23 protein-coding genes and 1 riboswitch are annotated in these 24384 nt (G+C 37.7%); of the genes, 14 read left to right on the top strand and 9 right to left on the bottom strand.

Translation table 11 applies throughout. The features are described 5' to 3' along the window. Positions 1-2: 2 nt before the first annotated feature. The 3 genes from LEP1GSC203_RS08335 to LEP1GSC203_RS08325 all read right to left on the bottom strand — a co-directional run bounded on the left by LEP1GSC203_RS08335 (position 3) and on the right by LEP1GSC203_RS08325 (position 3071). Positions 3-1004 carry an ATP-binding protein gene (locus tag LEP1GSC203_RS08335; protein ID WP_002973425.1) on the bottom strand — a complete coding sequence of 334 codons (1002 nt, stop codon included), beginning with the start codon at positions 1002-1004 and terminating at the stop codon, positions 3-5. Positions 1005-1172: 168 nt separating this feature from the next. Further along, a complete protein-coding gene (locus LEP1GSC203_RS08330; RefSeq protein ID WP_002973362.1) occupies positions 1173-1451 on the bottom strand; it encodes a hypothetical protein in 279 nt (92 codons plus the stop codon). Positions 1452-1529: 78 nt separating this feature from the next. Next, positions 1530-3071, bottom strand: coding sequence for a cellulose synthase family protein (locus LEP1GSC203_RS08325; protein WP_039937548.1), 1542 nt, complete (start codon positions 3069-3071; stop codon positions 1530-1532). 121 nt (positions 3072-3192) lie between these two features. On the opposite strand from LEP1GSC203_RS08325, the gene LEP1GSC203_RS08320 reads away from it, so the two are divergent. Together LEP1GSC203_RS08320 and LEP1GSC203_RS08315 are read left to right on the top strand one after the other, a co-directional pair. After that, positions 3193-5376 (top strand): hypothetical protein, encoded by a 2184-nt coding sequence (locus tag LEP1GSC203_RS08320; protein WP_002973482.1) that lies wholly within the window; start codon positions 3193-3195, stop codon positions 5374-5376. Then, entirely contained in the window at positions 5373-6113 is a 741-nt protein-coding gene (locus LEP1GSC203_RS08315; protein ID WP_002973235.1) for a motility protein A, read from the top strand. Before LEP1GSC203_RS08320 ends, LEP1GSC203_RS08315 begins: the two co-directional genes overlap by 4 nt. A 3-nt stretch (positions 6114-6116) precedes the next feature. Here LEP1GSC203_RS08315 and LEP1GSC203_RS08310 read toward each other — a convergent pair whose 3' ends face one another. Next, entirely contained in the window at positions 6117-7106 is a 990-nt protein-coding gene (locus tag LEP1GSC203_RS08310) for a class I SAM-dependent methyltransferase (RefSeq protein ID WP_002973256.1), read from the bottom strand. 214 nt (positions 7107-7320) lie between these two features. Here LEP1GSC203_RS08310 and LEP1GSC203_RS08305 point away from each other — a divergent pair, with 214 nt between their 5' ends. The 6 genes from LEP1GSC203_RS08305 to LEP1GSC203_RS08280 all read left to right on the top strand — a co-directional run bounded on the left by LEP1GSC203_RS08305 (position 7321) and on the right by LEP1GSC203_RS08280 (position 11994). Next, positions 7321-7734: a ribonuclease HI family protein gene (locus tag LEP1GSC203_RS08305; protein ID WP_002973332.1), complete on the top strand. Its 414-nt coding sequence runs from the start codon at positions 7321-7323 to the stop codon at positions 7732-7734. Between the two features lie 38 nt (positions 7735-7772). Beyond that, positions 7773-8096, top strand: a complete 324-nt coding sequence (locus LEP1GSC203_RS08300) for a hypothetical protein (RefSeq protein ID WP_002973453.1) — start codon at positions 7773-7775, stop codon at positions 8094-8096. A 32-nt stretch (positions 8097-8128) separates the two neighbouring features. Continuing rightward, positions 8129-8551, top strand: coding sequence for a Fur family transcriptional regulator (locus tag LEP1GSC203_RS08295; protein ID WP_002973507.1), 423 nt, complete (start codon positions 8129-8131; stop codon positions 8549-8551). Continuing rightward, positions 8542-9828 (top strand): CCA tRNA nucleotidyltransferase, encoded by a 1287-nt coding sequence (locus LEP1GSC203_RS08290; RefSeq protein WP_039937544.1) that lies wholly within the window; start codon positions 8542-8544, stop codon positions 9826-9828. Before LEP1GSC203_RS08295 ends, LEP1GSC203_RS08290 begins: the two co-directional genes overlap by 10 nt. Before the next feature lie 179 nt (positions 9829-10007). Next, positions 10008-11522 (top strand): outer membrane beta-barrel protein, encoded by a 1515-nt coding sequence (locus LEP1GSC203_RS08285; RefSeq protein ID WP_002973347.1) that lies wholly within the window; start codon positions 10008-10010, stop codon positions 11520-11522. Positions 11523-11532: 10 nt separating this feature from the next. Beyond that, positions 11533-11994 (top strand): hypothetical protein, encoded by a 462-nt coding sequence (locus tag LEP1GSC203_RS08280; RefSeq protein WP_002973380.1) that lies wholly within the window; start codon positions 11533-11535, stop codon positions 11992-11994. Positions 11995-12280: 286 nt separating this feature from the next. Here the strand turns inward: LEP1GSC203_RS08280 and LEP1GSC203_RS08275 are convergent, their stop codons facing one another. Further along, the gene (locus LEP1GSC203_RS08275) at positions 12281-12631 is read right to left on the bottom strand and encodes a hypothetical protein (protein ID WP_232225847.1); all 351 of its coding nucleotides are present in this window, start codon (positions 12629-12631) and stop codon (positions 12281-12283) included. A 209-nt stretch (positions 12632-12840) separates the two neighbouring features. On the opposite strand from LEP1GSC203_RS08275, the gene LEP1GSC203_RS08270 reads away from it, so the two are divergent. The 4 genes from LEP1GSC203_RS08270 (at position 12841) to LEP1GSC203_RS08255 (ending at position 17935) form a co-directional block, all read left to right on the top strand. Beyond that, positions 12841-14883: a methyl-accepting chemotaxis protein gene (locus LEP1GSC203_RS08270; protein ID WP_002973316.1), complete on the top strand. Its 2043-nt coding sequence runs from the start codon at positions 12841-12843 to the stop codon at positions 14881-14883. Positions 14884-15002: 119 nt separating this feature from the next. Beyond that, on the top strand, positions 15003-16076 hold the full coding sequence (locus LEP1GSC203_RS08265) for a cytochrome-c peroxidase (RefSeq protein ID WP_051064149.1): 1074 nt from the start codon (positions 15003-15005) through the stop codon (positions 16074-16076). Between the two features lie 4 nt (positions 16077-16080). Next, positions 16081-16233, top strand: a riboswitch (cobalamin riboswitch). A 203-nt stretch (positions 16234-16436) separates the two neighbouring features. Further along, a complete protein-coding gene (locus LEP1GSC203_RS08260; protein WP_002973431.1) occupies positions 16437-17027 on the top strand; it encodes a hypothetical protein in 591 nt (196 codons plus the stop codon). 50 nt (positions 17028-17077) lie between these two features. Continuing rightward, a complete protein-coding gene (locus LEP1GSC203_RS08255) occupies positions 17078-17935 on the top strand; it encodes an LIC_13355 family lipoprotein (protein ID WP_002973434.1) in 858 nt (285 codons plus the stop codon). 139 nt (positions 17936-18074) lie between these two features. On the opposite strand, the gene secA is transcribed toward LEP1GSC203_RS08255, so the two are convergent. The 3 genes from secA to LEP1GSC203_RS08240 are packed head-to-tail and all read right to left on the bottom strand — an operon-like array spanning position 18075 to position 22109. Beyond that, positions 18075-20831, bottom strand: a complete 2757-nt coding sequence (gene secA / locus LEP1GSC203_RS08250) for a preprotein translocase subunit SecA (RefSeq protein ID WP_002973301.1) — start codon at positions 20829-20831, stop codon at positions 18075-18077. Between the two features lie 10 nt (positions 20832-20841). After that, positions 20842-21531: a type 1 glutamine amidotransferase gene (locus tag LEP1GSC203_RS08245; protein WP_002973527.1), complete on the bottom strand. Its 690-nt coding sequence runs from the start codon at positions 21529-21531 to the stop codon at positions 20842-20844. Next, a complete protein-coding gene (locus LEP1GSC203_RS08240; protein WP_232225844.1) occupies positions 21528-22109 on the bottom strand; it encodes a hypothetical protein in 582 nt (193 codons plus the stop codon). Before LEP1GSC203_RS08240 ends, LEP1GSC203_RS08245 begins: the two co-directional genes overlap by 4 nt. Positions 22110-22255: 146 nt before the next feature. On the opposite strand from LEP1GSC203_RS08240, the gene LEP1GSC203_RS08235 reads away from it, so the two are divergent. Both LEP1GSC203_RS08235 and LEP1GSC203_RS08230 read left to right on the top strand, forming a co-directional pair. Continuing rightward, complete coding sequence (locus tag LEP1GSC203_RS08235; protein ID WP_002973340.1) at positions 22256-22729, top strand: hypothetical protein; 474 nt, start codon at positions 22256-22258, stop codon at positions 22727-22729. Between the two features lie 149 nt (positions 22730-22878). Further along, a complete protein-coding gene (locus LEP1GSC203_RS08230; protein WP_002973530.1) occupies positions 22879-24159 on the top strand; it encodes a 6-hydroxymethylpterin diphosphokinase MptE-like protein in 1281 nt (426 codons plus the stop codon). On the opposite strand, the gene LEP1GSC203_RS08225 is transcribed toward LEP1GSC203_RS08230, so the two are convergent. Continuing rightward, entirely contained in the window at positions 24156-24341 is a 186-nt protein-coding gene (locus tag LEP1GSC203_RS08225) for a hypothetical protein (RefSeq protein ID WP_002973508.1), read from the bottom strand. The two genes, LEP1GSC203_RS08230 and LEP1GSC203_RS08225, sit on opposite strands and share 4 nt — an antisense overlap. Between the last annotated feature and the right edge of the window lie 43 nt (positions 24342-24384).

The following is a 24384-nucleotide window of genomic DNA, read 5'->3' as shown; positions in this document are numbered from 1 at the left end:
TGTTAAACAACAACTCCTTCAATTCGTTTCCGAATATCAATTCCAGAAGGGCAATACACTGTACAAATCCCACAGGAAATACATTGACTTTTTTCAAATTCTTCTGTTTTGCCTTTGATAAGTTGCACAGGGTTTGCATTGGTTGGACAGTAATTATTACACTCCATACAATCGATACAACTGAATTCTTTTCTTGCTGCAGGAAGTTTTTCGTATAACGTGATGGAATAATGTTCATAAATATTGAAGTAACCAAGTGAACCAACATCCATTGGTGTTACTTCTTCAAATACAGTTTCAAAGGATGCTATTTTATAGCGTTTATCTAAGTTTGCCGGGATGAAAGCTAAAGCTTGTCCATTGGTTAAAAAAAACTGGCGCGGCTCTAAATCCATTCTTCCTTTACGGTCCACTAAAAATACTGCTAAATGTCTTTTCGTAAAAGGTTCGTTATAGTATAACTTTCGCAAAACATGGAATATAGTTTCTGCACCTAAAAATAAAACTTCATGCCCAATTAAAGATTTTCTAGTTTTATCAACACTCTGATGAAATTGTTTGTGCAGGAAAAATTCGGGAATCCCATTAGGATGTTCAAAATCTAAAGATGGAATTTCGAAAAAGTTGGATACTTCCGCTTTCGGATATATCAATTTCAAAAGTTCAATGAAAGATAGATAAGCATCCTTCATATCTCGAAGGATCATTTCTTCAAAATTGAGATGTTGGTATCTGCAAAAAGGAGATAAAACTATTTTAAAAGAAGATTCTTTTTTGAATTTTTGAAAGTAATCCTTAAGCGGAGTTTCTACCAAATCCAAAGAATAGAGTGCCCCTTCATCAAAAGACTCTAAAAGTGTAACAAAATCAAACTGGCGAAAATGGTAAGGAGAAGTGGTAGACCAAGATCCATCTTGTTTGATCTGGAAGTATTTTTGGTCGGGCGTTAAATTAGCCACTCCATTCACTGGAGCAAGCACCTTCTTCCCGTTATGTGCAAGCATAACTTGACCGTGAGTCACTCGGGTAGGATAGGAATCAGAGAGAACGCTGCCCGCAGGAACGGGGATCAGGAATTGACCCTGAATCGTCCGTTCTTTTTTATTTTCTGTTTTATGAAGTTTGCGAGCGAAGGCGCGAGGTAACCTGGGGAACAACACGCCGGTAATAATTTAGACGGCTTTCACCATGTAGATTTCGTCTTTGATTGGGAGTTCTTTTTTCAAGTTCTTGATATAAGGTAGAATCTCTCCCATTTCTTCATAATACTCGCAGTTGGTTTGCATACGGCGAGCCACTGTAAAGTATTTATAAAGTTTTTCTTCACCGGAACGTTTAGACCATTTCTTCTTGTTACATTTTACTCGAAGAATGTATTTATCTTGCTCCGATTCGTATTGGCGAACCACAACACAATGCAAACAGTTCGCGCAGTAGACTTTTTCACTCATGGATGACCCCTGAACCTAGGTTGAATTTACAGCTTTTTGGAAGGAAAGGTTTCGTCAAGTAAGTACCATCGCTCTTTCCTAAGCGACGGCACGTAGTTCCTTTTCTGCCTTGCTTGCCGGTTTGAATTTCCAAAACGACTCCGCAACAGAAAGGTAAGAGACATAGAAAAATCCGATAGAATAAAGAACCATAAAACCGATCATATATGGTTTTCCGACCATAAAGGAAAGGTAGATACAAAATACACAATAGGCACCCATAAAAAACTCGAGGAAAGCTCGGTAATCTACTGGGACTACATATTTGATTTTGTCCTGCAGACTATCCCCTTCTTTCTCAATTCTGAGTTTTGGAGTGCGTTTGAAACCAGATTGGATGCCAAAAACAGCCTCCATCCAAGCGTAAGTATTCATGACAGCAATTCCTGTTCCAATCATCACGAGAATAGGAAGGTAAACCAATTTGGATTTCCAGTTTTTGTGGATTTCGCGTTGGGAGTAAGCATAGAAAATCACAGGTCCCATGGAACCGATGGAAAGAACCGCGGCCGATCCAAAGAGAATCTCCATAGGGAGGTCATCCATCTTAAAACCTGCCCAAAATTCCATAAGTAGAAGAGGAGCTGTGAGTAAGATATTGATGATCATGAGTGGGTGCACAGAATAATTGATGAGATGGGTAATCGCTTCCCCTTTGATCTTCCAAGATTCCTTGGACTTCCAAATGCGTGGGATTAGTTTTACCGCGGTTTGGATGGAACCCTTGCACCAACGGAACTGTTGCGCTTTATAGGCATTCATAGTGGCAGGAATTTCCGCCTTACAAACCACATCTTTAATATAACGAAATTTCCAACCTTTTAGTTCTGCACGGTAGGAGAGGTCAAAGTCTTCTGTTAGGGTGTCATGTTCCCATCCACCTGCATCTTCAATACAAGCACGTCTCCAGATTCCCGCAGTGCCATTGAAGTTCATCCAAAGGCTAGCGCCATTTCTTGCAACCTGCTCGATCATAAAGTGACCATCGATTCCAAAACTTTGGGCTTTGGTCAAAATATTATATGTTTCGTTGATATGGCCCCAACGTGTTTGGACCATTCCAATGGATTCGTCTTCAAAGTATCCCATTGTGCGTAGGAGGAAGTCTGAGTCAGGAGTGAAGTCGGCATCAAAAATGGCGATGTAATCCCCTTTTGCTTTTGCCATCCCTTCATCCAGGGCTCCGGCTTTGTGGCCTTTGCGATTGGTTCTATGAACGTGTTCGATCCAGATTCCTTTTTTCTTATAAGAGGCAACAAGGGAGGCAACTTTTTCCACTGTTTCGTCTGTGGAGTCGTCTAGGACTTGGATTTGAAGTTTTTTCGCAGGATATTCCAAGTTACATGCAGATTCGATCAATCGATCCACAACATAGAATTCATTGAAAATTGGTAGTTGAACCGTCACTGTGGGAAGGTTCTTGTCCTTTAAAGATAGAAGTTTGGTTTCATCCTCTGCACAGTTTTGTTTGTATCTGCTATACAAAAAAACCATGAGGTAAGTGTGCAATCCGAAGTAGAACAGAACCAAAATGTCAAAGCCGTAAAGAACCAAAAACGATATAGATAAAAACGTTAGCATAGTTATAGTCAAAATCGGCACAAGGGCTCATTTGGTCAAACATTTTGTGCACCGCCAAATAAAATAAGATTTTCTTTAGTTTGCGAATGTGGCCTATCCAGCATCTTTGGTAGCTAATTCTATGGACTCTCAATGGAAACGTTTCTGGGAAACCGGCCTCTTCCCCTCACTCGAGTTTAGTCTTAGCCTTTCCATTGGTTATGTACTTTCTCTATTTTTTTATGTAGCCGGATCTGAACTTGCTCTCATCGACCGTACTGATACCGCTTATCCCGTATTACAGATACTTCTTCTTGTCTCATTTGCTATTGGATTTATCTATCGCAAGTACAAACAAACGTTACCTGTTAGTTTGGCGGTTGCCTTGCTTGTGGCTGCTATCGTTCAAATCTTTTGGTTTTTAAGAGCCAATTCAGCTGAGTTTCTAATTGATTATATCTTTTCTTTTGAATGGGTTTTACTCAGCGGTGTTTTGTCTGCTTTTTCCGTTGGCATTTATGGTGGATCCTTACGTGATTTTCGATTTTTAAGTTTTGCACTTGGAGTGACAGTCTTTACCTTCTATTCCTTATTTGAACCTAACCAAAACTATTCCATGAAGGTTTTGTTAGCTGTACTATATATATTCTTATCTTTGTATCTCATCAGTACTTTTGTACAACGAAGTCCTTATTTCAGTAAATTTTACAAAATTCGTTCAAAGATCGGCAAACACCCGCTATTTGCCCCGTTCTACAGATCAGCTCTATCACTGCTCGTCTCCTATTGCATTTTGCATTTGTATTTCCAACCAGGGCCAAAAATCCCGCTAATTCTTTCCGTATCTTTCTCAGTGATCTTTGGTAGAGTTTTATCCTTGCTAGGTGGGTTAAAAAAAGAAACAAAATCTGTATTTTTAATTGGAAGAGTTGCTCTTCTCTTTGCATTTTTCTTTTTTATTTACCAAACCTATTGGAGTTCTTTCTTCATAGCCCTTTGTATCATCACAGGTTCCATTGTTGGATTTTTTAAACCAAACAAAACTGCTTACAAAGAATATATGTTTGTTGGATTAGAAACAGGCATCTATCTTGGCCTTTCCTTTTTGTTATACTTCTGGAATTTACCTATGGGCATTAGAACTGTGTCCGCATTGTTATTTGTTCCAGTTTTAATGTATCCTTACTTAATACAAAAACACATTGTACGTTTGCCTAGAATTTTGATGTTAGTTACGGCCGCTATCATAGTATTACTTTTCTTTTCACCGCCGACGATAAGAACTAACTCACCTTTTTCAAAAAAAGAAATCTTTGATCCGATTCCATTCGCCATTACAAACATTTCATTCAATGAAGAAAAATACATTTATTATAAATCTGTTCTTCCATTTGAATCGAATCCGTTTCTGCCAAAACATTCGGAAATCAAAGGAAAAACTGTTGTATTGGGTCTAAGCTCAAACCAATCACAAATCATTTCTTACATAGAAAGATTAAGCCAAGAACAGCATCCATTCCTAATCCTAACAACTAGAAATAAATCAAATCAATTCCATCATATCAATGCCCTGTCACTTTTAAACAGAAAATCATATTGGAACTTCGATATCTATTATCCGAGTTATATGGAATCAAAAATTGGATTTGCCAGCACTCTGCCAACAGACTGGAAATTGAAATATTTTGCAGAGAAATTGGACAATGCAACCACCCTCGAAGTTGTTTCGGTCCTTGATTCCATTTTGAAATATTCATCTGGTGATTTACGAAAAGATGCATTTGAAATCAAACATTTATATTATGAATCATTTGCAGAATATGCTAGATTTTATCATAATATTGGGCAGAACAAACTAGCATTAGATGCCATTGCTGTTGCCAGAAAATTTGAATTGCCGAAACCAGATTTACTACGCATCGCCTTTAATAGTCTAAAATTCACAACCCCCGAAGCAGAATACATTCCTATTTTGGAGGATCTAAGCTCAGATCCTGAGTTCCAAGAGTTTGCATGGAACTCTTTGATTCCGATGTTTGAATCACTGGGCGATTGGAACCATGCTCTTCTTACAATGAGTTCCTTAGAAAAATTTTATAGGTCAAACAATCAATTTGATCAAGCGAACGAATTGGAACTAGCGCGTGTTCGGTTATTCATCAACCAAGAAAACTGGAAAGAAGTCGAACCTATCATTGGAGCAAGGATGAGAGAAAATCCTGACTCTGTGATTTGGGAACGACTCAAAAATGAAGTTATAGAAAAAAAAGATTCACTTCGAAGGTTGAGCACTCGACCTGATGTGAGAGAGGCAAGAATCCAATGATCCATTCCACACTACTCGGAATACTCGCGGCCGTTTTATCGGTGTTTGTCGCAATTTTGATTGAAGGGGCTTCCTTACGATCCTTCTTTCATTTACCTGCTATGTTGCTGATCGTCGGTGGGACATTAGGCGCGACTTTTGCATCTTATTCCATCTCGCAAGTAACCAAAGCAGTAAAAGATACAAAATTTGCACTTTCTAGAAGAAGAGAAAAAGACCTAAAACTTATTTTCTTTCGGTTTTGGGAAAAGGCCAGAAAAGATGGACTATTATCTTTAGAAGATGAAGCAAAAAAACTAGACAATCCCTTTTTACAAAAGGGGATCCAACTGATTGTAGATGGATCTGATCCAAGAACAATTGAAGAAATTCTATGGGAAGCTCATGAAGAGGAAGAAAAGAACGACTTAAAATCGGCAAAAGTATTTGAGACTGCTGCTGGGTTTTCTCCAACCGTGGGAATCATTGGAACCGTACTTGGCCTTGTGACAGTTTTAGAGAATTTAGATGGTGGAACCAAAGTTTTAGGACAAGGAATTGCAACTGCATTCATAGCAACTTTCTATGGAATTTCGTTTGCGAACTTAATTTTACTACCTATTTCCAATCAATTGAAAGTGGTCGCCAAACAAGAAAGTAACGAACGACAAGCAATCATGAGAGGAATTTTATCTTTACAGTCAGGTGAAAACAGAAGGATTCTCGCCGAACGAATTGAACCTTTTGTTAAATATTGAAGTTTAGTAATTTGGATCCGGTTTAATGCAGAACAGTTGGTGAATCTTTTCATCCCGAAAGTCTGCAGGAATCGATTCCTTAGTCCGATTGATGCATTGGTATCCGCGTTGTTTCCATTCTTCTTCATCCACTTCCATTTTAAACTTTCTAAAATTTGTAGAGAACCAAATTTCTCCATCATCAGAGAGAAATTTTGTTAAAAGCAACAAAAGTAGGTTTCTATGTTTGGTTTGTACATCCCACTCTTCTCTCATTTTTTTACTATTAGAGAATGTGGGTGGATCTAAAAAAATTAAATCATATCGTTCTCGGTTTGGATTTTTAGTTTCTTCTTCTATCCATTGCAGTATATCTGCATTTACAATTTGATGATTTGATGTTTTAAATCCATTGTGTTCCAGATTTTTTAACGCCCAGTCACAATAAGTTTTAGATAGATCTACACTTTTTGTTTTTGTGGCACCACCTGACGCAGCATAAACGGAGAATGCTCCAGTATAAGAAAAGAGATTTAATACCGACTTTCCTTTGGAAGCTTTCCTCAACCAATCTCTTGTAATCCGATGATCTAAAAAAAGTCCAGTGTCTAAATAATCTGAAAGATTAGTTCGAAATTCCAAGTTAGATTCTTTTACCCATTCAAAGTTTCCTTCGATGGCAAGTTTATCATATTGGTCAGTACCTTTTTGTTTTTTACGTCTTTTTAAAAATAGCTGTTCTTCTGAGATTTGGAATACTTCCCGAACAATGGATGCTATGAGATCAAACCGTTCTTCATGTCCTTCTTCTGCTTGGAAACGTAAGGAACTTTTATCATAAAGTACCAGTCCATTGGGATAGAAATCCAGAATGCAGGATATTTGTGGAATGTCTTCCGAGTAAATTCGGTAACATGTAATTGATTCTCGTTTTGCCCACTTTTCGCGCTCTTTCTTTAGTTTACGAAGGCGGTTTTCAAACATGGTAAGGGCACCAAATCCCCGTTCGGTCATGGAATTTCCTTTTTTTTCGGGGGGGTTTGGGAATTTTAGGTAGATGTCCCCGCCCTATATAGATTGGGTGGGGTAATCCACCCGCCACCCAATACGCTCCGTTTACCACGGCCCGGCAAAAAAGTCCTTCATAAATCAAAATCCAAAAGATTTTTTTAATTTCTGTTCATGTTTTTGATTGGTGAGAGAGAGATCACCGAAAAGACTGTCGGCTATGTCTACAAAAGATACCACCTTTATTTACTGTGACGGTAGTTCCCGCGGTAATCCAGGTCCCGCTGCCATCGGTGTTTCCTTTCAAGACAATGATGGAATCGAATTTTTTTTTCTATCTGAAAAAATTGGAAACGCAACGAATAACGTGGCAGAATGGCAAGCCTTACACCGAGGTATGGAAGAAGCGATCAAAAAGAATTTACAAAAAATCAAATTTCGTTTGGACTCCGAACTTGTCGTCAAACAAATGAAAGGCGAATACAAGGTAAAAAATAAAGACTTACTTGTTTTCAAAACCAAATGTGAATCTTTAAAATCTTCATTTCAACAATTTGATATTCAATACATCCCTCGTGAACAAAACACCAGAGCGGACCAATTAGCAAACTTAGCGCAGGATGCAAAGGTGTGATTTTTCAAATTTTTACCAAAATAGTGCCTCTATTTTTCATGGTTATCTTCTTAACCCATTGTAAAAAGTCAGTCACTCGCCAATTGGATGATTTACTAGAATCTAGTTCTTCCTTCAAAACAGCCACATTTTGTGAATCAAACAAAGCTCAACTTTCCGAAAGAAAAGAAGACTGCGAACGGATCACCCAATTGGCAAAGGAAGAACTTGATTCCATTCTCAACCGAAGATTGGATTTAGGCATTGCACCTGTGATTGTTGAAAAAAATAAAGGAATAGAAATTGAAGAGTTTTTACAAGTCCATACTCGGATGGGAATTCGGTATTGGGAAATCTGGAAAGCAAACGTGATTTTAGAATAGACAATCTTCCCCCATCACAGGATAAACAAATCATGGCTGGAGACCCTTCCCAAATTTTAAAAAAAATCGGACTCAAAGTTACGAAAAATCGTGAACAAGTTTTGTCCATTCTACAAGGATCCCCCCGGCCGTTAAACCACCAGGAAATTATGGAAAAACTTCCCAAAGAGGAATCTTGGGACCGAGTTACCATCTACAGAGCACTATCCGATTTAGAAGAAAAAAACCTTTTAAACTCTCTCCATTCCACAGATCGAGTCACCTACTTTGAGTTAAAGTCCGATGGGAACCATATTGTTTCGGCAGCACATGGACATTTGATTTGTAATGTATGTGGCAAAATTGAATGTATCGATGATCCGTGGAATGGGATTCCTTCCGCCAAACACTTGAAAGGTTTCTCCACCGAATCAGTCGAAATTGTGTTTAGAGGCAAATGTAGAAATTGCCAATAGACATACATTCCTTAGTCCCCGCAAAATTTTTAACTCATCTGCTACAAATTGACTCTGCATTGAAAGGAGCAGGGTTCGAATGTTACCTTGTTGGTGGCTCGGTGCGTGACCTAGTCATGGGAAAAATTCCCAAAGAATACGACCTTACAACAAATGCAGAACCCAAACAAGTTAAGAAACTATTTCGGACAGTAATAGACACAGGAATTGAACATGGTACTGTAACAGTTGTTTTAGATAAAATCAATTACGAAATAACAACTTACCGAATCGACAAAGACTATTCTGATGGAAGACGGCCTGATCATGTGGAATTTGGTACTACTTTGTCGGAGGATTTGAAAAGAAGAGACTTCACTATGAATGCATTAGCATTCGATCTACAAACTGGACATCTTGTGGATGAACATTTGGGAATTAGGGATATTGAACTAAAGACCATTCGGACCATAGGAAATCCGATCCTACGTTTTACTGAAGATGGATTACGACCAATTCGTGCTCTACGTTTTGCAAGTACTTTGGATTTTTTGATCGAACCAGAAACAAAAAAGGCTATTCACGAAACAAAACATATTACAAAAAAAATATCATTAGAGCGATTCCAAGATGAAGTTCTCAAATCCTTTTTAGGACCCTATCCTTCTCGTATGATCCAGCTGTTAGCTGAGGAAAGTATTTTCCAAATTTTCCTTCCTAACCTGCCGCCACAATTGTTTCCAAATCATAATATTTTAAAAAAACTAGACCAAACTTCCAAAGACTTTATTGGAATCCAATTGGCATTGGCATTTTTTTCATTTTTGAATCAAAGCTCTTTAAAAGAATTAGAAACCATTCTTCGGACTTTAAAATTCTCAGGTCAGAATACAAAGGATTGTTTATTGTTCTTCGAATTTTTAACTAAGTGGGAAAAAAATCAAACAACTCCTAATATAGATGAATTTACAATAAAAAAAGAATATCTAGCGCCCGTTAAGCGACACTTCCAATCACGATTTTCGATCGATAATGAATTTATCTTTAAACTCAAACCAATTTTTGGGGAAATCACATCACAGATGGTTCGAATTTGGGAAGAAGAACCACCCCTTCTCCTCACGGATATGAAGATAAACGGGAACCATTTGGCCGAAACTTACCCCCAACTGGCAAAAACCAATTATGGAATGGTTCTAAATTATCTTTTAGATCTTGTCCTACACTCGCCTAAAGAAAATGAATATTCAAGACTATTGCATCACTCTGCTCATTTTATAAGCAATTTGACCAATTAGTTCGTTTTTTTTTCATCCATTTACCCTCGAGTTGTTCTTTATTTAATCAAAAACATATTTTTTTTCCCCAAGAACCCATTCAAATACAGTGTTTCCATTTTTTTCTACCTTCCTCGCGTAGAAACTCCGCCAACCTGGTACACAACTTGCACAACAAGTTCACATAGGAGAAATGGCAAATGAGAAATAAATACACTCTGTTGGCGACGATCGTTGCTACCTTATTTTCCCAGGCTTCCCTTTTTGCTCAGGATAAAAAGGAAAAGGATAAGTCTTGGTATGAGTTGGTAAATTTTTCCGGATATGTGGATGTATACTATAACTATACTTCAAACAACCGGCAAGGGGCTACCCAAGATACAGCGGGTACTTTTCACCAATACAACAAGCAGTTTGCTGTGAATGCAGTTAAACTCTCTATGGAGAAGTTGGCGGATAAAGAAAGTCCATGGGGTTTCCGTTTGGATATGCAAAACGGACAAAACAACATGTACCAAGAACGTCCGTATCAAACAACAAACTCGCTTCATAATATGCAGTTGTTACAACAAGCTTATGTTTCAGCATACTTCCCAGTACTCAAAGGGTTGACTGTTGACGTAGGTAAGATGGCAACCCATATTGGACTCGAAGTTTTAGACTCGAAAGACAACATTGCTTACACCATTGGGTATGTGTTCTACAATACAATCCCCTTCATTCACACCGGTGCACGAGCTAACTTACAAGTAAACGATAGACTTTCAACAAGTTTATATCTTTACAATAGTGCGCAAGGAACTGGTTACACTGGTAACGGTCAACAATTTGGTTACAGTGGATTGGCAGCTTACGGTGATGCAGCAGGTGGATCTAGTTTAACTAGCACTCAACAACATGCTTATGCTGATGGTCCAAACCCTACTAGAGCGATTGGAACACAAGTAAAGTATGATTTAGTACCTGATAAATTCCAAGTAGTATGGAACACATTGCAAGCCAACGATAACATCAAAGGTAGACAAAACAATGCTCTTTACTATCTTGAGCAGTCAACTGGAACTTCTTTTCCAAAACAATCTGCTTTCAAAACTGACCATTGGATGATCCAAAACTTGATTTTGATCTTCAAACCAACTGACAAATTGACTACTATCTTTGACTATACTTACGGTGAAAGAACTGGTCAAACAAACACAGCTGCGTATGGATATGAAGCAAGTGGAGTGACTAAAGCAAAATTAGATGCTGCACTACCAGGTTTAGTTCCTGATTTAGATCCAGGTTTAGTTGCTGCTGGTTTCACAAAAGACACTAGTTTCACTCGTGAAAACAAAATCAAAAGAGTTTACCAAACTTACCAACTACAAGCGAAGTACCAATTTACAAACTTCTTTGCACTTGGTTTCCGTTTTGAGTATCTTGATGACAAACGTTACGGTGGGTCACTTGCTGTAAACCCTCCTCTATTTGCAGTTACACCTGCAGACAGATATGACCTCAAGTTCCAAGATTCCATTGGTGCAAGAGCAGTTACTAACTACGGTCAAATCAAAACTCTCACTTTCACACCTACTTTCGACTTAACGGAAAACCTCCAAGTAAAAGTAGACTTAAGAAGAGATTGGGGTCCTGGTCAACAGTTCATCGATACTTCTGGAAGACCGGCTTCTCACCAAAACGGTATCATCGTCGGTATGGTAGCAAAATTCTAAGGAGAAAACAATGAAAAAGAATATGAAATCCTTTAAATCTGGTTTAGTAGGAATCTCTTTGGCACTCCTTTTGGCAGCTGGCGTTGTTGGCTGCACAGAGTCAGGTGCAAAAAAAGAAGATAACCCAACGGCTCTACTTTACCTAGTCAACGCTGGAAGTTTCAACGAAGTTCAACAAATCTGTCTAGTTGCATATACAGCAGCAAACTCATGCGTTGGTGGAAAAGAATACTTCAACTCAGGGAACGGTTGTTCGCTAGTTAAATTGGAAGGTAAAACGACTGATGATTTGAATGCATTGAAAGAATGTGTACTTAAAAAAGTCAATGACCCCATTCAACCTTGTAACTTACCTCAGTTTACTTATGGCCTTGCGCAACAAGCCCTTGCGGGTGCGTTTGCCGCTTGTAACACATCGTATACAACAGCTGCTGGCACAACAGTAGATTTAACCAGTTACTTGGTATACTAACAAAACTTGAGTCAGGAGATGACCTCTCCTGACTATTTATTTAACTTTCAATTATCCCTACCTAAATCTTTTCAAATTTGACCTTAATCGGTTTACAGAACCGGCGTCATAATAAATAAGCTAAACTTAAAAATGAAAAATGAATTTTAAGATTAACGTATAATCCTATATTCTGAATTACAAAAACAATGAATTCATTCTTATCTCTTTCTCCAATGCAATGATTGGAAAAGGTTTCAACAATCTGAGGGAGGTGGATATCTCCCTCAATCAACAAGGAAGGTTTTTAAGGTTTTTTATAATCTACTTTTTCAACGAAAGATCTGCGAAAAATCACAGTGATTTCTTTATCTGGAGGAGAATCACCAGAGAATTTACTAATAGGCCGTTTATAAATCCAATACTCTCTATCGCCTCCTCTTTTGACTTCATCTGGGTCGCCAATAAATTCTCGGACAAAGTTTCCATTTTTACCTGGCAAAGTGTCTTTGATCTCTCTACGCAGTTTCATTCCTGCCAGTTGCTCCACTGTTAGTTGAGCCAAAACTTCTTCACGTTTTTCTTCTTCGGATTTGATGTCTTCAGCCGATTTAGACATAAACTCGCGACATTTAACTTCATCTTGAAAAGTCTTCATACAATTTTCAAAAAGACTCTCTTTGTTTTTTACTTCCAAAGTACGAGCACATGAAGCCGAAACGAACAATGTAATTAGTATTAGGGATCTGTTCACAAACCCTCCCATTCTTACACCTATAAAATTAAATGATTGATTTATTGAATATCAATAATCGTTAGAAGGTAAGTGGAATTTTTTTCGTCCACTGTAGGAAGATACACAGTTCTATGACAAAATTTCTTTCAAAGTTTTCCATTCAGACCAGACTCTTGCTGCTACCGATTCCTCTCATTGCATCACTATTCATCATTTTGCTTATTTTAGTACGTTCACTGAATGGGAACATTGAGTTCTCCGAAAAAGAACAATTAGGAATCCAAACACTAAAACCAATCTATCTGGCTTATAGAGAAGGTTTAGAAAGGCTAAAGATTGGACAAGAAAACACGGATGATTTGGTTCCTCTAATCAAATCTGCTCAATCTAAAATTAAAGAAACAGACCTTCTCCCAAACGAAACAAAAGAACTTTCTACTTGGAATCAATATACAAAAATCAAAAGTTTTGACCAACCCACAGCAACAAAGTTTCTCTATGACACACAAGAACTTGCTTTGAAAATTGGCGATTTTTCTAATCTAATTCTTGATCCGGAAGTTAACTCTTATTACCAAATGGAAATTATTTTCTTTCGAGTACCTGAGATACTAAAAAACGTAGGAGTTTTAAAAGAAGTAACTCGTGAAGAGTATTCGAGTGCTAATTACAATACCAAACAATATTCTAGCAGTAGTTTTACCAAAGCCTTGATTTCCATTAATTCTATTGAAACCACATGCAATGAAATTCAAAAATCCTATACAAAATCCGTCGAAGATCCTTCTCCTTATGTTGGAGAACTAAAAAAGGCAACTGAGGATTCTAAAATCACTTGTGAAAACTATATCCGAGAACTGAAAGATACATTCATCTTAACAAAAGTTAAACCAAATTCAGCAGAGAAGTTATTTGCAACTATCCATAAAGGGACTTTGATCGCAGGTGGAATCCAAAACAGTTCCATCGCAATATTAGAAAAGTTAGTAAACGATAGGATCCAATTATTATCTTTCCAGAGGAATATAAACATTATTTTAGTTTTGATTTCTTTACTTATCTCTAGTTTATTTGTTATATTCATATTTAGAAGTATCAGCAATCCATTAACAACTGTTCTTTCTAAAGTAAACGAACTTTCCAGCGGAGAGGCAGATTTAACAAAAACACTTCCTAATTTTGGAAACAATGAAATAGGGAAAATTACAAATTCGATCAATCTTTTTTTGAAAAACCTCAATCATATCATGAACCAACTAAAAATCTCGGTAAGTGACGCAGAGAAAGTTTCATATAAATTAAAACAAGATGCAATTTCTGTTTCAGACAATGCATCCTCCCTTGCTTCCATCTCGGAAGAATCTGCGGCATCTCTAGAAGAACTAACAACTTCATTTGAAATTATGTTTGAATTCATTACAAATGAAACGAAAAACATTGTTAAAATTACAGAGGAAATGAAGAAAATAGAAGGCTCTATTTTTAATATTGAAAAAGCTCTTTTTCAGTTAACGGATCAATCTATTACGTCAACAAACTTAGCTAATTTTGGTAATGTTTCCATTCAAAATACTGACAATGCTATGACTGAAATTCGTTCCGTAACAAAAGAAATCACGGGTATTGTAGATCTGATCACCGAAATTTCAGAACGGACCAACTTACTCGCATTAAACGCAAGTATTGAAGCTGCTCGTGCTGGTGATGCGGGGATGGGTTTTGCCGTAGTAGCTGAAGAAATTTCTAAATTGGCTGATAAAACACAATCGTCAGTCAAAAACATAAAACGACTCATTGATAAAAGTAACTCTGTTGTAATCATTGGGGCAAACCATGTACATGAAACTGTTAATGCACTTAGCGAAATTGTAGAACAATCCAATAGAATGCAATCTGGTGTAGACCACTTGAAAGGCGAAATGACAATACAAACGAATAGTTTAATCAATGTCACGACAGAGCTTAACGGATTGCAAGAAATGGCGGAAACTATTGAGTTTTCTAGTCGGGAGCAAAAAAAAGCTTCGGAAGATATGGTTAACACTATCAATACTCTTTCCGGTAGTGCCCAAGAACTTGCTAATAATTCAGAAGATTTAAATCAAGTCAGTCAAAAAATTGGTGAAATTGCTGGAACAATTGCAGCAGTAACAAATTCCTTTCACACAAATTAAATAATTAACGACAAGCAGTCTAAAATTAGAATTAGTTTTCTCAACTTTCACTACCAAACGAAAAACCGGATCCAAAATTTGAATTGAAGGATTCGGGGTAGATTCCTTGTTTGGTTTCTATGGTTTCACCTCCATTAATTCGTTCAGACAAACAAAAACTTAATCTACTATTTTTATGTTTAATACATATAATATCTGCTAGTTGCAATATTCTAACTAATGAATCAAACAAAAATTATATAACCAATAGTTTGGTTTCTTTAAGTATCTCATCAAACATTATGTATGCAATGGAAATCCAGGCTGTTGCCAGAGAAAAAATTGGTCAATTACCGAGCTTTGTTCCAGGTTCTGAAACAGATTCAATTGCCAAAATTAGTTTAGGTAACAAACTTTTTAGAGATAACAAACTTTCATCTAATCATGTGCAATCCTGTTTGACCTGCCATCCAATTGATGGAACTGCTGCAGGTATGGATCGACAATCCACTTCACGAGGAACGTTTGGCCAACTGGGAAAAAGAAACACTCCTACGATTCTTAACGTTGGCTTTTTACCTATAATTTTTTGGGATGGAAGAAGAGATACATTAATCAACCAAGCAACGGACCCATTCATTAATCCTTTAGAGATGTCACTACCATCGGAATCCGAATTATTATCTCGTGTTCAAAACGATTCAAGTTATACAGCTTTTTTTGCAAATGCTTTTCCCGATTCGCCAACTCCAAGTATTCATTCCATTCGACTTGCATTAGTTGCCTTTGAAAATTCTCTTGTATCAAAATCAAGATTTGATGATTTTATAGAGTCTAATTCGTTTGCTCTCAATAAAGATGAGTTAGACGGATTAAAAACATATCTTGAGGTAGGATGTACAAACTGTCACAACAAAAACCTACTTGGCGGATCACAATTTGCTAAATTAGATACTGTGCATTCATACAATCCTAATGATTTTGGAAGATCTGAATTTACTGGAAATCCGTCAGACAATTATTTCTTTAAAGTACCACCTCTTCGAAACGTAGCATTAACGGCACCCTACTTTCATGATGGTAGCGTACCTACTCTCAAAGAAGCTGTCCGACGGATGAATCATTACCAACTGAACCGACCGATGAATGATTCAGAGATCGAAATGATTGTTAACTTCCTAAAATCATTGTCAGATAAAACAAAGATAAACTAAATCCATTGACAAAAAATATTGAGGTGGGAACTGTGGCATTACCTTCAGGGAGGAAACAGGTGAAAGTCCTGTGCTGACCCGCAACTGTGATGCACCTAATATAGTATAAGCTATATTAGGTGATAAGCCAGATCTTCCCCGCAAAGTTTTCTCCGTGGATTGGGAACTTTGCACACTTACATCTATCTGTCTCACAGATGGTGTAAAGGGGCCCCGAAGGTAAATTCGGGGCGCCCGTATGGAAAAAACATTACTTACATATCTTTCTATAGATTTTAAGATTTCCCGTCTTCTGGCGAGGATAAACCTATTTCCTGTTCGTGTTCCCCTAAATTCAAATCAAGATTTAGGAGAATCTAAATGAAAACAACTATCCAACTAACAATTGCTATTTTAGCAATTTCATTTTCAACTGCCTGTTCCGACTCAGGAAAAGTCGATGAGTCAGCAGCTAACACTAATTTATTCACAGGCCTTCTTGTTGGACAACAACAAGGTAAATCAAGTGTAATGGATTCTTTAGCAGAAATTAGAGGATATTGGAAGGGAGGATTTTGTAGTGGTGGAAATTGTACTAGTTTCACTTCCAATGTTTCCATCGTACAAGATCCATCTGGATTTGGTATTTGGGCATCGGGAACTAGTTATTTAAGAATCATTGCAGTTGATACTGTCAATCGCACATTTATCTACCAATACCTTCCATCGGATGCATGGAGTCCAAGTAAATACACAAAAGTTATTTGGACAGCACCTACAACTGTTGGTTGCGAAAACTCAGCAAACAAATGTTTCTACTATTGCACAGTATTTCCAAACTTCGCGACCTTAGCTGAAGCAGAAAATGCCAATCTATCCACTTACAGTTCTGCTGATCCTACGAGAACGGGTTGCGGCGGTTTCGGTTGGAGCAAAGCACTTTTCGTTTCATCCAATCCAACAAGCTGGTAGTTAACTTTATTTTTGGCTCTGATTGTATCAGGGCCAAAGGGAGTCATTTAATGAAAACAAAATCCGATCATTCCATTAGATATCTAATGATAATATTACTATTCTTAAATTTGATTAATTGTTCACCAAAGCCAAAAAACAACCAAGTTGAACTCTTAGCGCTATTAGGCTCCAATCAAATTACGAATAATACAAGACTTAATTGTCCGTCAGGAATTTTGCCTACTGGAATTCCTATTGCAGATACAGTTGTTTCGGCAAATTCAAATGTGAGTGGATTCAATGATTCCTCTAAGGCAATCAACGGTATCTGTGGAGGTGGAGATCTTTCCGGATCGTTAGATGTATATGCTTTAAACTTAACAGGAGCAGGCGCAACATTAGTTTTATCCTGGGGAGGGAAAACAGTTAAGAATATTGCTGGAAATGATTTTATAGTTTATGAAAACTCATTTCGAGTCACAGAAAGTAACGACCGTTATGCCTTCGATCCGATGGTAGTGCAGGTATCTTTTAATGGTACCAATTATTGCGGTTTTGATATCAGTGGATTCAATTCCTCTGTCGCAGACAGTAATAAAATTTCTTCCTGGCCTGGTTTCGGTGGGCTTAGACCAGTTCTCTATAATATGAGCTCCAATCCTTTGTCATTAGAACAACTGTTTACGTCGACGGGAAGTGGATTTTTATTAGGTGGTGGAGATGGATTCAATATAGACGATTTAATTACAAATGTGAGTTGCGATACTACAGTATTAAACAATATCAAAACACTAGGATTCAAATTTATTAAAATGACATCAGCATCGGCAGTCACTGATCCGAACACAGGTTTGGGATATGTTTACCCACATTCCTATAATAATGGATCCGATATTGATGGTGTGGTTGCCAAGTCTATAGAATAAAAACAAAAATTAGAATCGTAACCTATCTATACAACATTCTAAAATTTGATTCAACGTATTAAATCCCAACTCTCACCATAGTGCCGAAGACTATTTGCAAGAGTTGGTTTTTTTTCTTTTTATAAAAGTAACTACTTACCTATTTTTTGCGTCGGCTCGATTTTCTTTCGGAACCACCACCAGAACTTGTTGTCGAAGAGACTTGAGGTTTGGTTTTATTGGACTTAACTTCATTTCCAAACATATCCACTTCCGCTCTCTGTTCCTCGCCAATTTTTTTGTATTCTTTTGGTGAAGATTCATCTTGGTTACGGTCGGATTCAGTCACTTCAATCTTCAACAAAAAAGAGACTACTTCGTTTTTAAGACTATCAACTAACTGATCAAACATCTTAAACCCTTGTAGTTTGTATTCGATCAAAGGATTTTTTTCTCCATAACCAACAGTCCAAATTCCTTCTTTCAAATGGTCCATGGCATATAGATGTTCTTTCCATCTATGATCCAAAATGTCTAAGAATACATTCCTTTCGATCGATCGCCAAACCTCTTCCCCAATTGAAGAAACTTTGGATTCATATAGTTCTTTTACTAATTTAGAAACTACTTCGAATACTTTGAGTTGTGGGTTAGATTCTTTTTTGAATTGTTTTGGATCAATGGTTTCGGTGATACCTAAACTTTGGATCCACTCGTTAAGAGATTCCGCTTCCCAAGCATCCACATTATTGCCTTCGCAATAAAGAATGACTTGGTTCTCAACTACTTCATCAAAAAAATCAACAATGGTTCTCGACATATTTCCTTTGTCTAAGAGTTCATTGCGAATACCGTAAATATATATTCTTTGACGGTTCATTACATCGTCATACTCTAACAAGTGCTTTCTGATATCGAAGTTATGACCTTCCACTCGTTTTTGTGCACGTGCAATGGCATTGGATACCATACTATGCTCCAACTCTTGACCTTCTGGCATCTTGAGTGTGTCCATAATACGTGCTATGCGGTCAGATCCAAAAATACGCATCAAATCATCTTGTAAGGATAAATAAAATCGAGAAGAACCAGGATCCCCTTGCCTACCGGAACGTCCGCGAAGTTGGTTATCAATTCGACGGGATTCGTGCCTTTCGGAACCAATGATATGTAATCCACCAGCTCCAATCACAAAGTCATGATCCACTTTCCATTTCTTTGCTTCCGCTAGAATTTTATTACATTCTTTTTTGATGTTATCATTACGAATTTCTGATATTTTAGACTCTGCCTCTTCAAACTTTTGTTTGATCAAATGTTCCCGAAAACTGTAGATTACTTCGAGTTCTGCTTTCGCTTTGATCCCTAATGAATCAGATAGTTCATCTAACTTTTCCAAGTCTTCTTTGTATTTAGGTGCACCTCCAAGAACAATATCTGTCCCACGACCCGCCATGTTAGTAGCGATGGTAATGGCACCTGGGCGACCTGCATTGGCTACAATTTCGGATTCCCTTTCATGTTGTTTTGCATTTAATACGTTGTGAGGAATTCCATGCGAAGTTAAAAGTTTAGATAGTACTTCCGATTTTTCGATTGAAATTGTTCCCACGAGCACCGGTTGTTTTCTGGAAACTTTTTCCTGGATGTCTTTGACAACCGCATCAAATTTCTCACGTTCAGTTTTATAAACGCGATCTGGCATATCTTGGCGTTGGATCTTTAAATTGGAAGGAATGACAATGACATCTAAATTATAGATTTTTTTGAACTCTTCTGCTTCTGTATCTGCAGTTCCTGTCATACCTGACAACTTCTTATAGATACGAAAATAGTTCTGGAAAGTAATGGATGCTAATGTTTGTGATTCACGAGCAATTGCCACACCTTCCTTTGCCTCTAAGGACTGGTGTAATCCATCAGAATAACGCCTTCCCTTCATCAAACGACCAGTAAACTCATCAACAATGATGACTTCACCATCTTGAACTACATAGTCTTTATCTCTATAAAATATCTTATGAGCTTTTAATGCTTGTTGCACGTGATGTACTAATTCAATATTTTCTGCTTGGTATAAGTTCTCTACACCTAACAATTCTTCTACGTGATGAACACCGGCTTCAGATAAAATTACATTTTTTGCTTTTTCATCGATCTCGTAATCTTCCCCTTCAATGAGTTTAGGGATGATTTTATTTACCTTGAGATATTTGTCTGTTGATTCTTCCGCAGGACCCGAAATGATGAGTGGAGTTCTTGCTTCATCCACTAAAATGGAATCCACCTCATCTACGATCGCATAGTTATGTTGTCTTTGTACGCGATGTTCTTTGTAACTAACCATGTTATCACGTAAATAATCGAAACCAAATTCATTGTTAGTTCCATAAGTGATATCTGAATTGTAAGCTACTTTTCTTTCTTCGTGATCCATATCATGTTGAATCACTCCTACCGAAACTTTTAAAAATTCAAATACAGGTCGCATCCAATTTGCATCACGTTTCGCCAAATAATCGTTAACGGTTACAACATGGACACCTTCTCCAGAAAGGGAATTGAGATAAATAGGTAAGGTTGAAGTAAGCGTTTTCCCTTCCCCTGTTTTCATTTCAGATATATTTCCCCAATGTAAAGAAATACCACCCATCATCTGCACATCAAAATGCCTCATTCCCAAAGTTCGATAAGCAACTTCACGTACTGTGGCAAATGCTTCAGGTAAAACATCATCTAAAGTTTCTCCAGATGCTAACCTTTCTTTAAACTTTGTTGTTTGCAAAGACAAGGTTTCATCGTCCATTGCTTTGATTGCCGGTTCAAAAGAATTAATAGCTTCTACAATGGGATTGAGTCTTTTCAAATCCCTTTCATACTTACTTCCGAATAAAATTGTTAATATTTTTTGAAACATACCGAGTCCGTTATAATTTTATAATATTTCGAAATATTGTTATGGCAGTTTCTGCCATAACTTTCTGTTTGTCTGCGATTTCAGAAAAATCACCAGTCCCTTTTGCGATAAAATCTTTGTGAACCGACTGCCAGACTTGTAACATCTCTAAAGTTGGTTCCAAATGTGTTTGGAAAGCAAAAACCTTGTTTTTGTAAGAAAACATTTGGTTAGCATAAAAATCACTAGCTAGCAAATGTTCTGCACCCACTGGAATGTCAAAAATATCTTCGTGAAGGTGAAATGCCAAAATGGAATCCTTTTCTATTCCATTAAAGATGGGATGTTCTGGTTTTAAAACTTGAAGTTCAGAAAATCCTGTCTCTGGACCTTTGGTGCCAGGACGAACATTTGCACCTAACGCTTTCGCAATGATTTGTGAACCTAAACAAATACCAATTAGTTTTTTGTTTTGTAATGCAACTACATTGTTTACAATATCATAATATGGTTTAAAAAACTCTTGTTCCTCAGGATCTGCAACAGACTGAGGACCACCTAACATAACGATTAGATCAAAATTCAAATGAATTTCAGGCATCAAATGAATTCTTTTGTCATACGCATTTTGATAACTGATTCGGTAACCTGCTTCCCGTAGAATCGGCTCTAAAATACCAGGGCCTTCACAATCGATAAACCTGATGAATACTGCTCTCATAATGATTCCATTCCAAATTGGTATCGAAAGAAATTGAACTTTGCATCTTTACGAATGTTATCCACTGACGTTTGTTCCGAAATTGATCCCAAAAAGTTATAATACAATCGCATGGGTTTTGTAACAAAAAGTAATGTTTCCGGGGTTCCGGTAATGAGTCCCCCTTCTTTTACACGAAAAGGTGGTTTCATAAACACGATAGGAACTTGTATTTTTCGATTTTTGACTTCAATGTCCATCCGTGTTTTTGCTAACTTGTATACATCACCAAACGGGCGATCGTCGGTGATGTCTGGAACTATTTGATACGGATCGACAATCATGTATAAAGCTTTCGAAGGAAACTGACTTTCGATTTCTGCATGCAGAAGATTGAGAGCCGGGATCTCTTTCCAACAAGGAACACAATCGGGGGAGTAAACATTGAGTGCGATTTCCTCTTTCTCCAACCTGGAAAAAGAAATTTCGGCACCACTGGCGGTAAGTCCTACCCATGATTCCTCTCCAAAGTAGGAGGATTTAGCGGGAGCACAGCTAATGAGACATAAACTAACAGTTAAGATGAGGGAGGCTTTCATAAATCCCATTTATTGGACGGTCCATCCCCATGGTTTGGACTACGAGAAGGTCTGTAAAGCCCGTTTTCGAACTTTACCTTGACATCTGACCCCTGCCCCTCAACCTGGTCTAACATTCCACTCCTTCCATCAGGGAATCAAAGAAAATGAGCCAATCGCACAAAGAAGACTTCGATATCGTATCCTTAATAGAACTTTGCCGGGAAAAAAAATACGAAACTTGCGTGGCCGGTTTCAGCACGATCGACAAAATTGACAAGATCACTCTCCCGAAAAAATTAAAAAACCGCAAGTTAACCGTACAAGCATTATACGCACTTACAAACAATATGGTTCAGTGGAAATACCTTTCCTCTGAAGAAAAAGCAATTCTCCAAGCAGAAAAAGACAAACTTGCTGGAGTAACTTCCACTGCAGGTGCTTCCTTTGCTCCTCATGCAGAAGAAGATATCGAAGAAGATTTTATCCCTGAAGAAGAAGCTCGTAAACCAGAACTGGAAGATGGTTTTGAGGATGAATTTGGTGATGAAGCAGAAGAAGAAGAGGAAGACGACGATGATGATGATTTCGACGACGACTCCGATGATGATGCAGAAGCTGACGAGGAAGAAGAGGACTAGAGGTTACTCCCATTCCTCTAATCCTTCACTTTCAAAACAAACTTCTCTATAACTTTCAAACCCCCGACAATTTTTATCTACATTCCAAAGTCTCCCCTGAAAAGGAGGCTTCTAGATTTTTATCCTCTCTCCTACACGATTCCATTCCCGTGATCCTGGGTGTAGGTGCATTACATAATGTTCGGTCATTTATAGAAAATCCAAATGGTCACCAAATCATTGTTTTTTGGGAACCGAATCAAGAAATTTATGAGTGTAACGAATTCCAAACGGAAATAGAAAGTTTGGAAAATCTTGCAAAAACCCAAGGATTATACGTAGTTTTTGCCAAAGGTAAAACACCGAATTGGTTAAAACTAAAAACCGAAGTCCAAAACATCTCCCACTTATCCCCTTCACTTCATTCCAAATGGAGTTTGTACATTACTCCTAGTTATGAACGAATTTTTCCAGAGCTGGTCGCTCTATGCCGAGAGGGATTTCAATCACAGTTTCTCTCCTCGGGGATCAATCAAAACACCATCCAACATTTCCAAAGGTTGTGGACTCACAACTACTTGAAAAATCGGATGGCACTACTGGATTCAAAATCAACATTTGAATGGTTCCAATCATTTTCTTCTCCCAAAAACCAAGTTCTATTTGTGGGTGCAAGCCCTGGGTTAGAGACAGACCTGGAAACTATAAAGCAAAATCGTTCCTCATTTCTTATTTTTGCCAGTGATACGGCTCTCGGATACTTAGTACCGAATGGGGTGATACCCGATTACATTGTATCTTTTGATTCTGGCAGAGGGACAGCTTATCATTTTTTATTGGAGATTCCGTCACATATTCCCATAATCACTTGGTTAGGTGGGGCAACTTTCCTATTCGAACTCCTCAATCCTAAAATTTTGGTCAATACAGGACATCCCTTAGACCAAATTGTGGAACACCAACTCAAACAAAAAAGTGGGAAAGAATGGCCCCACTATTCCAATCCTAGTTTGAATTTACTTGGTATGGTTTTATCGATTACAGAGAAAATAGAAGGTAGAGATTTTTTTGTGAGCGGGGTGAGTTACTTGGCAGAACGAGGAAAGTCTCATTGTAAGGGAACCGGTTATGAAAGGTTTTACTTACCAGAAACCAATCGGAAAAAAAGTTTAGAGCTTACCACCAAACGCCTGTACTCTGGAGATAGAAAAGGCAAAAATCAAATTGCTTGGGAAGAGATGAGTAAACAAGGAACAACTACAAACATTCAATTTCTCTCCAAATCCAAAGATAAAAGTTTCCATAAGATACATAAAATGACACAATCATTACAATCTTTTCAGGGTTTTCCCCCATCAATAGCGGAATTGGCAAAGTGGGCCAACCAAGACCATTCCGGTATCATCCATCGAAAAACCCTCACCACTTGGTTGCGGTTTTCACTAAGTTAAGCACCAAATAGAACCGGTATTTCTTGTAGATTCCACTCTGCGCGTTCTTTGTTTGCGGGAATTCTATCAAAAACTTTTGTTTTTTTGGATTTCCCCTTAGGTCTTCTTTCAATATCCTCAAGAATTTTTTCCAACCGCTCTTGCATAAGCAAATGCAAATTCATTTGGTCTAACATATCCATAGTGATTTCCTCCACTGTTGTAATCACTATACAATGCGCCTGG

Origin of the sequence: Leptospira terpstrae serovar Hualin str. LT 11-33 = ATCC 700639, from assembly GCF_000332495.1 — a bacterium.
Lineage (GTDB): Bacteria > Spirochaetota > Leptospiria > Leptospirales > Leptospiraceae > Leptospira_A > Leptospira_A terpstrae.
The sequence above is the reverse complement of the archived record's forward strand: the minus strand, read 5'-3'. Positions and strand labels throughout refer to the sequence as shown.

Excerpts from the sequence above, each read along its gene's own strand:
- LEP1GSC203_RS08235 (WP_002973340.1), top strand. The coding sequence starts at position 22,256 with ATGAGCCAATCGCACAAAGAAGACTTCGATATCGTATCCTTAATAGAA.
- LEP1GSC203_RS08285 (WP_002973347.1), top strand. The coding sequence starts at position 10,008 with ATGAGAAATAAATACACTCTGTTGGCGACGATCGTTGCTACCTTATTT.
- LEP1GSC203_RS08325 (WP_039937548.1), bottom strand. The coding sequence starts at position 3,071 with ATGCTAACGTTTTTATCTATATCGTTTTTGGTTCTTTACGGCTTTGAC.
- LEP1GSC203_RS08275 (WP_232225847.1), bottom strand. The coding sequence starts at position 12,631 with ATGAAGACTTTTCAAGATGAAGTTAAATGTCGCGAGTTTATGTCTAAA.
- LEP1GSC203_RS08295 (WP_002973507.1), top strand. The coding sequence starts at position 8,129 with ATGGCTGGAGACCCTTCCCAAATTTTAAAAAAAATCGGACTCAAAGTT.
- LEP1GSC203_RS08305 (WP_002973332.1), top strand. The coding sequence starts at position 7,321 with ATGTCTACAAAAGATACCACCTTTATTTACTGTGACGGTAGTTCCCGC.
- LEP1GSC203_RS08310 (WP_002973256.1), bottom strand. The coding sequence starts at position 7,106 with ATGACCGAACGGGGATTTGGTGCCCTTACCATGTTTGAAAACCGCCTT.
- LEP1GSC203_RS08265 (WP_051064149.1), top strand. The coding sequence starts at position 15,003 with ATGGTTTCACCTCCATTAATTCGTTCAGACAAACAAAAACTTAATCTA.
- LEP1GSC203_RS08240 (WP_232225844.1), bottom strand. The coding sequence starts at position 22,109 with ATGAAAGCCTCCCTCATCTTAACTGTTAGTTTATGTCTCATTAGCTGT.
- LEP1GSC203_RS08245 (WP_002973527.1), bottom strand. The coding sequence starts at position 21,531 with ATGAGAGCAGTATTCATCAGGTTTATCGATTGTGAAGGCCCTGGTATT.
- LEP1GSC203_RS08260 (WP_002973431.1), top strand. The coding sequence starts at position 16,437 with ATGAAAACAACTATCCAACTAACAATTGCTATTTTAGCAATTTCATTT.
- LEP1GSC203_RS08335 (WP_002973425.1), bottom strand. The coding sequence starts at position 1,004 with ATGCTTGCACATAACGGGAAGAAGGTGCTTGCTCCAGTGAATGGAGTG.
- LEP1GSC203_RS08330 (WP_002973362.1), bottom strand. The coding sequence starts at position 1,451 with ATGAGTGAAAAAGTCTACTGCGCGAACTGTTTGCATTGTGTTGTGGTT.
- secA (WP_002973301.1), bottom strand. The coding sequence starts at position 20,831 with ATGTTTCAAAAAATATTAACAATTTTATTCGGAAGTAAGTATGAAAGG.
- LEP1GSC203_RS08225 (WP_002973508.1), bottom strand. The coding sequence starts at position 24,341 with ATGGATATGTTAGACCAAATGAATTTGCATTTGCTTATGCAAGAGCGG.
- LEP1GSC203_RS08255 (WP_002973434.1), top strand. The coding sequence starts at position 17,078 with ATGAAAACAAAATCCGATCATTCCATTAGATATCTAATGATAATATTA.
- LEP1GSC203_RS08315 (WP_002973235.1), top strand. The coding sequence starts at position 5,373 with ATGATCCATTCCACACTACTCGGAATACTCGCGGCCGTTTTATCGGTG.
- LEP1GSC203_RS08280 (WP_002973380.1), top strand. The coding sequence starts at position 11,533 with ATGAAAAAGAATATGAAATCCTTTAAATCTGGTTTAGTAGGAATCTCT.
- LEP1GSC203_RS08300 (WP_002973453.1), top strand. The coding sequence starts at position 7,773 with ATGGTTATCTTCTTAACCCATTGTAAAAAGTCAGTCACTCGCCAATTG.
- LEP1GSC203_RS08270 (WP_002973316.1), top strand. The coding sequence starts at position 12,841 with ATGACAAAATTTCTTTCAAAGTTTTCCATTCAGACCAGACTCTTGCTG.
- LEP1GSC203_RS08320 (WP_002973482.1), top strand. The coding sequence starts at position 3,193 with ATGGACTCTCAATGGAAACGTTTCTGGGAAACCGGCCTCTTCCCCTCA.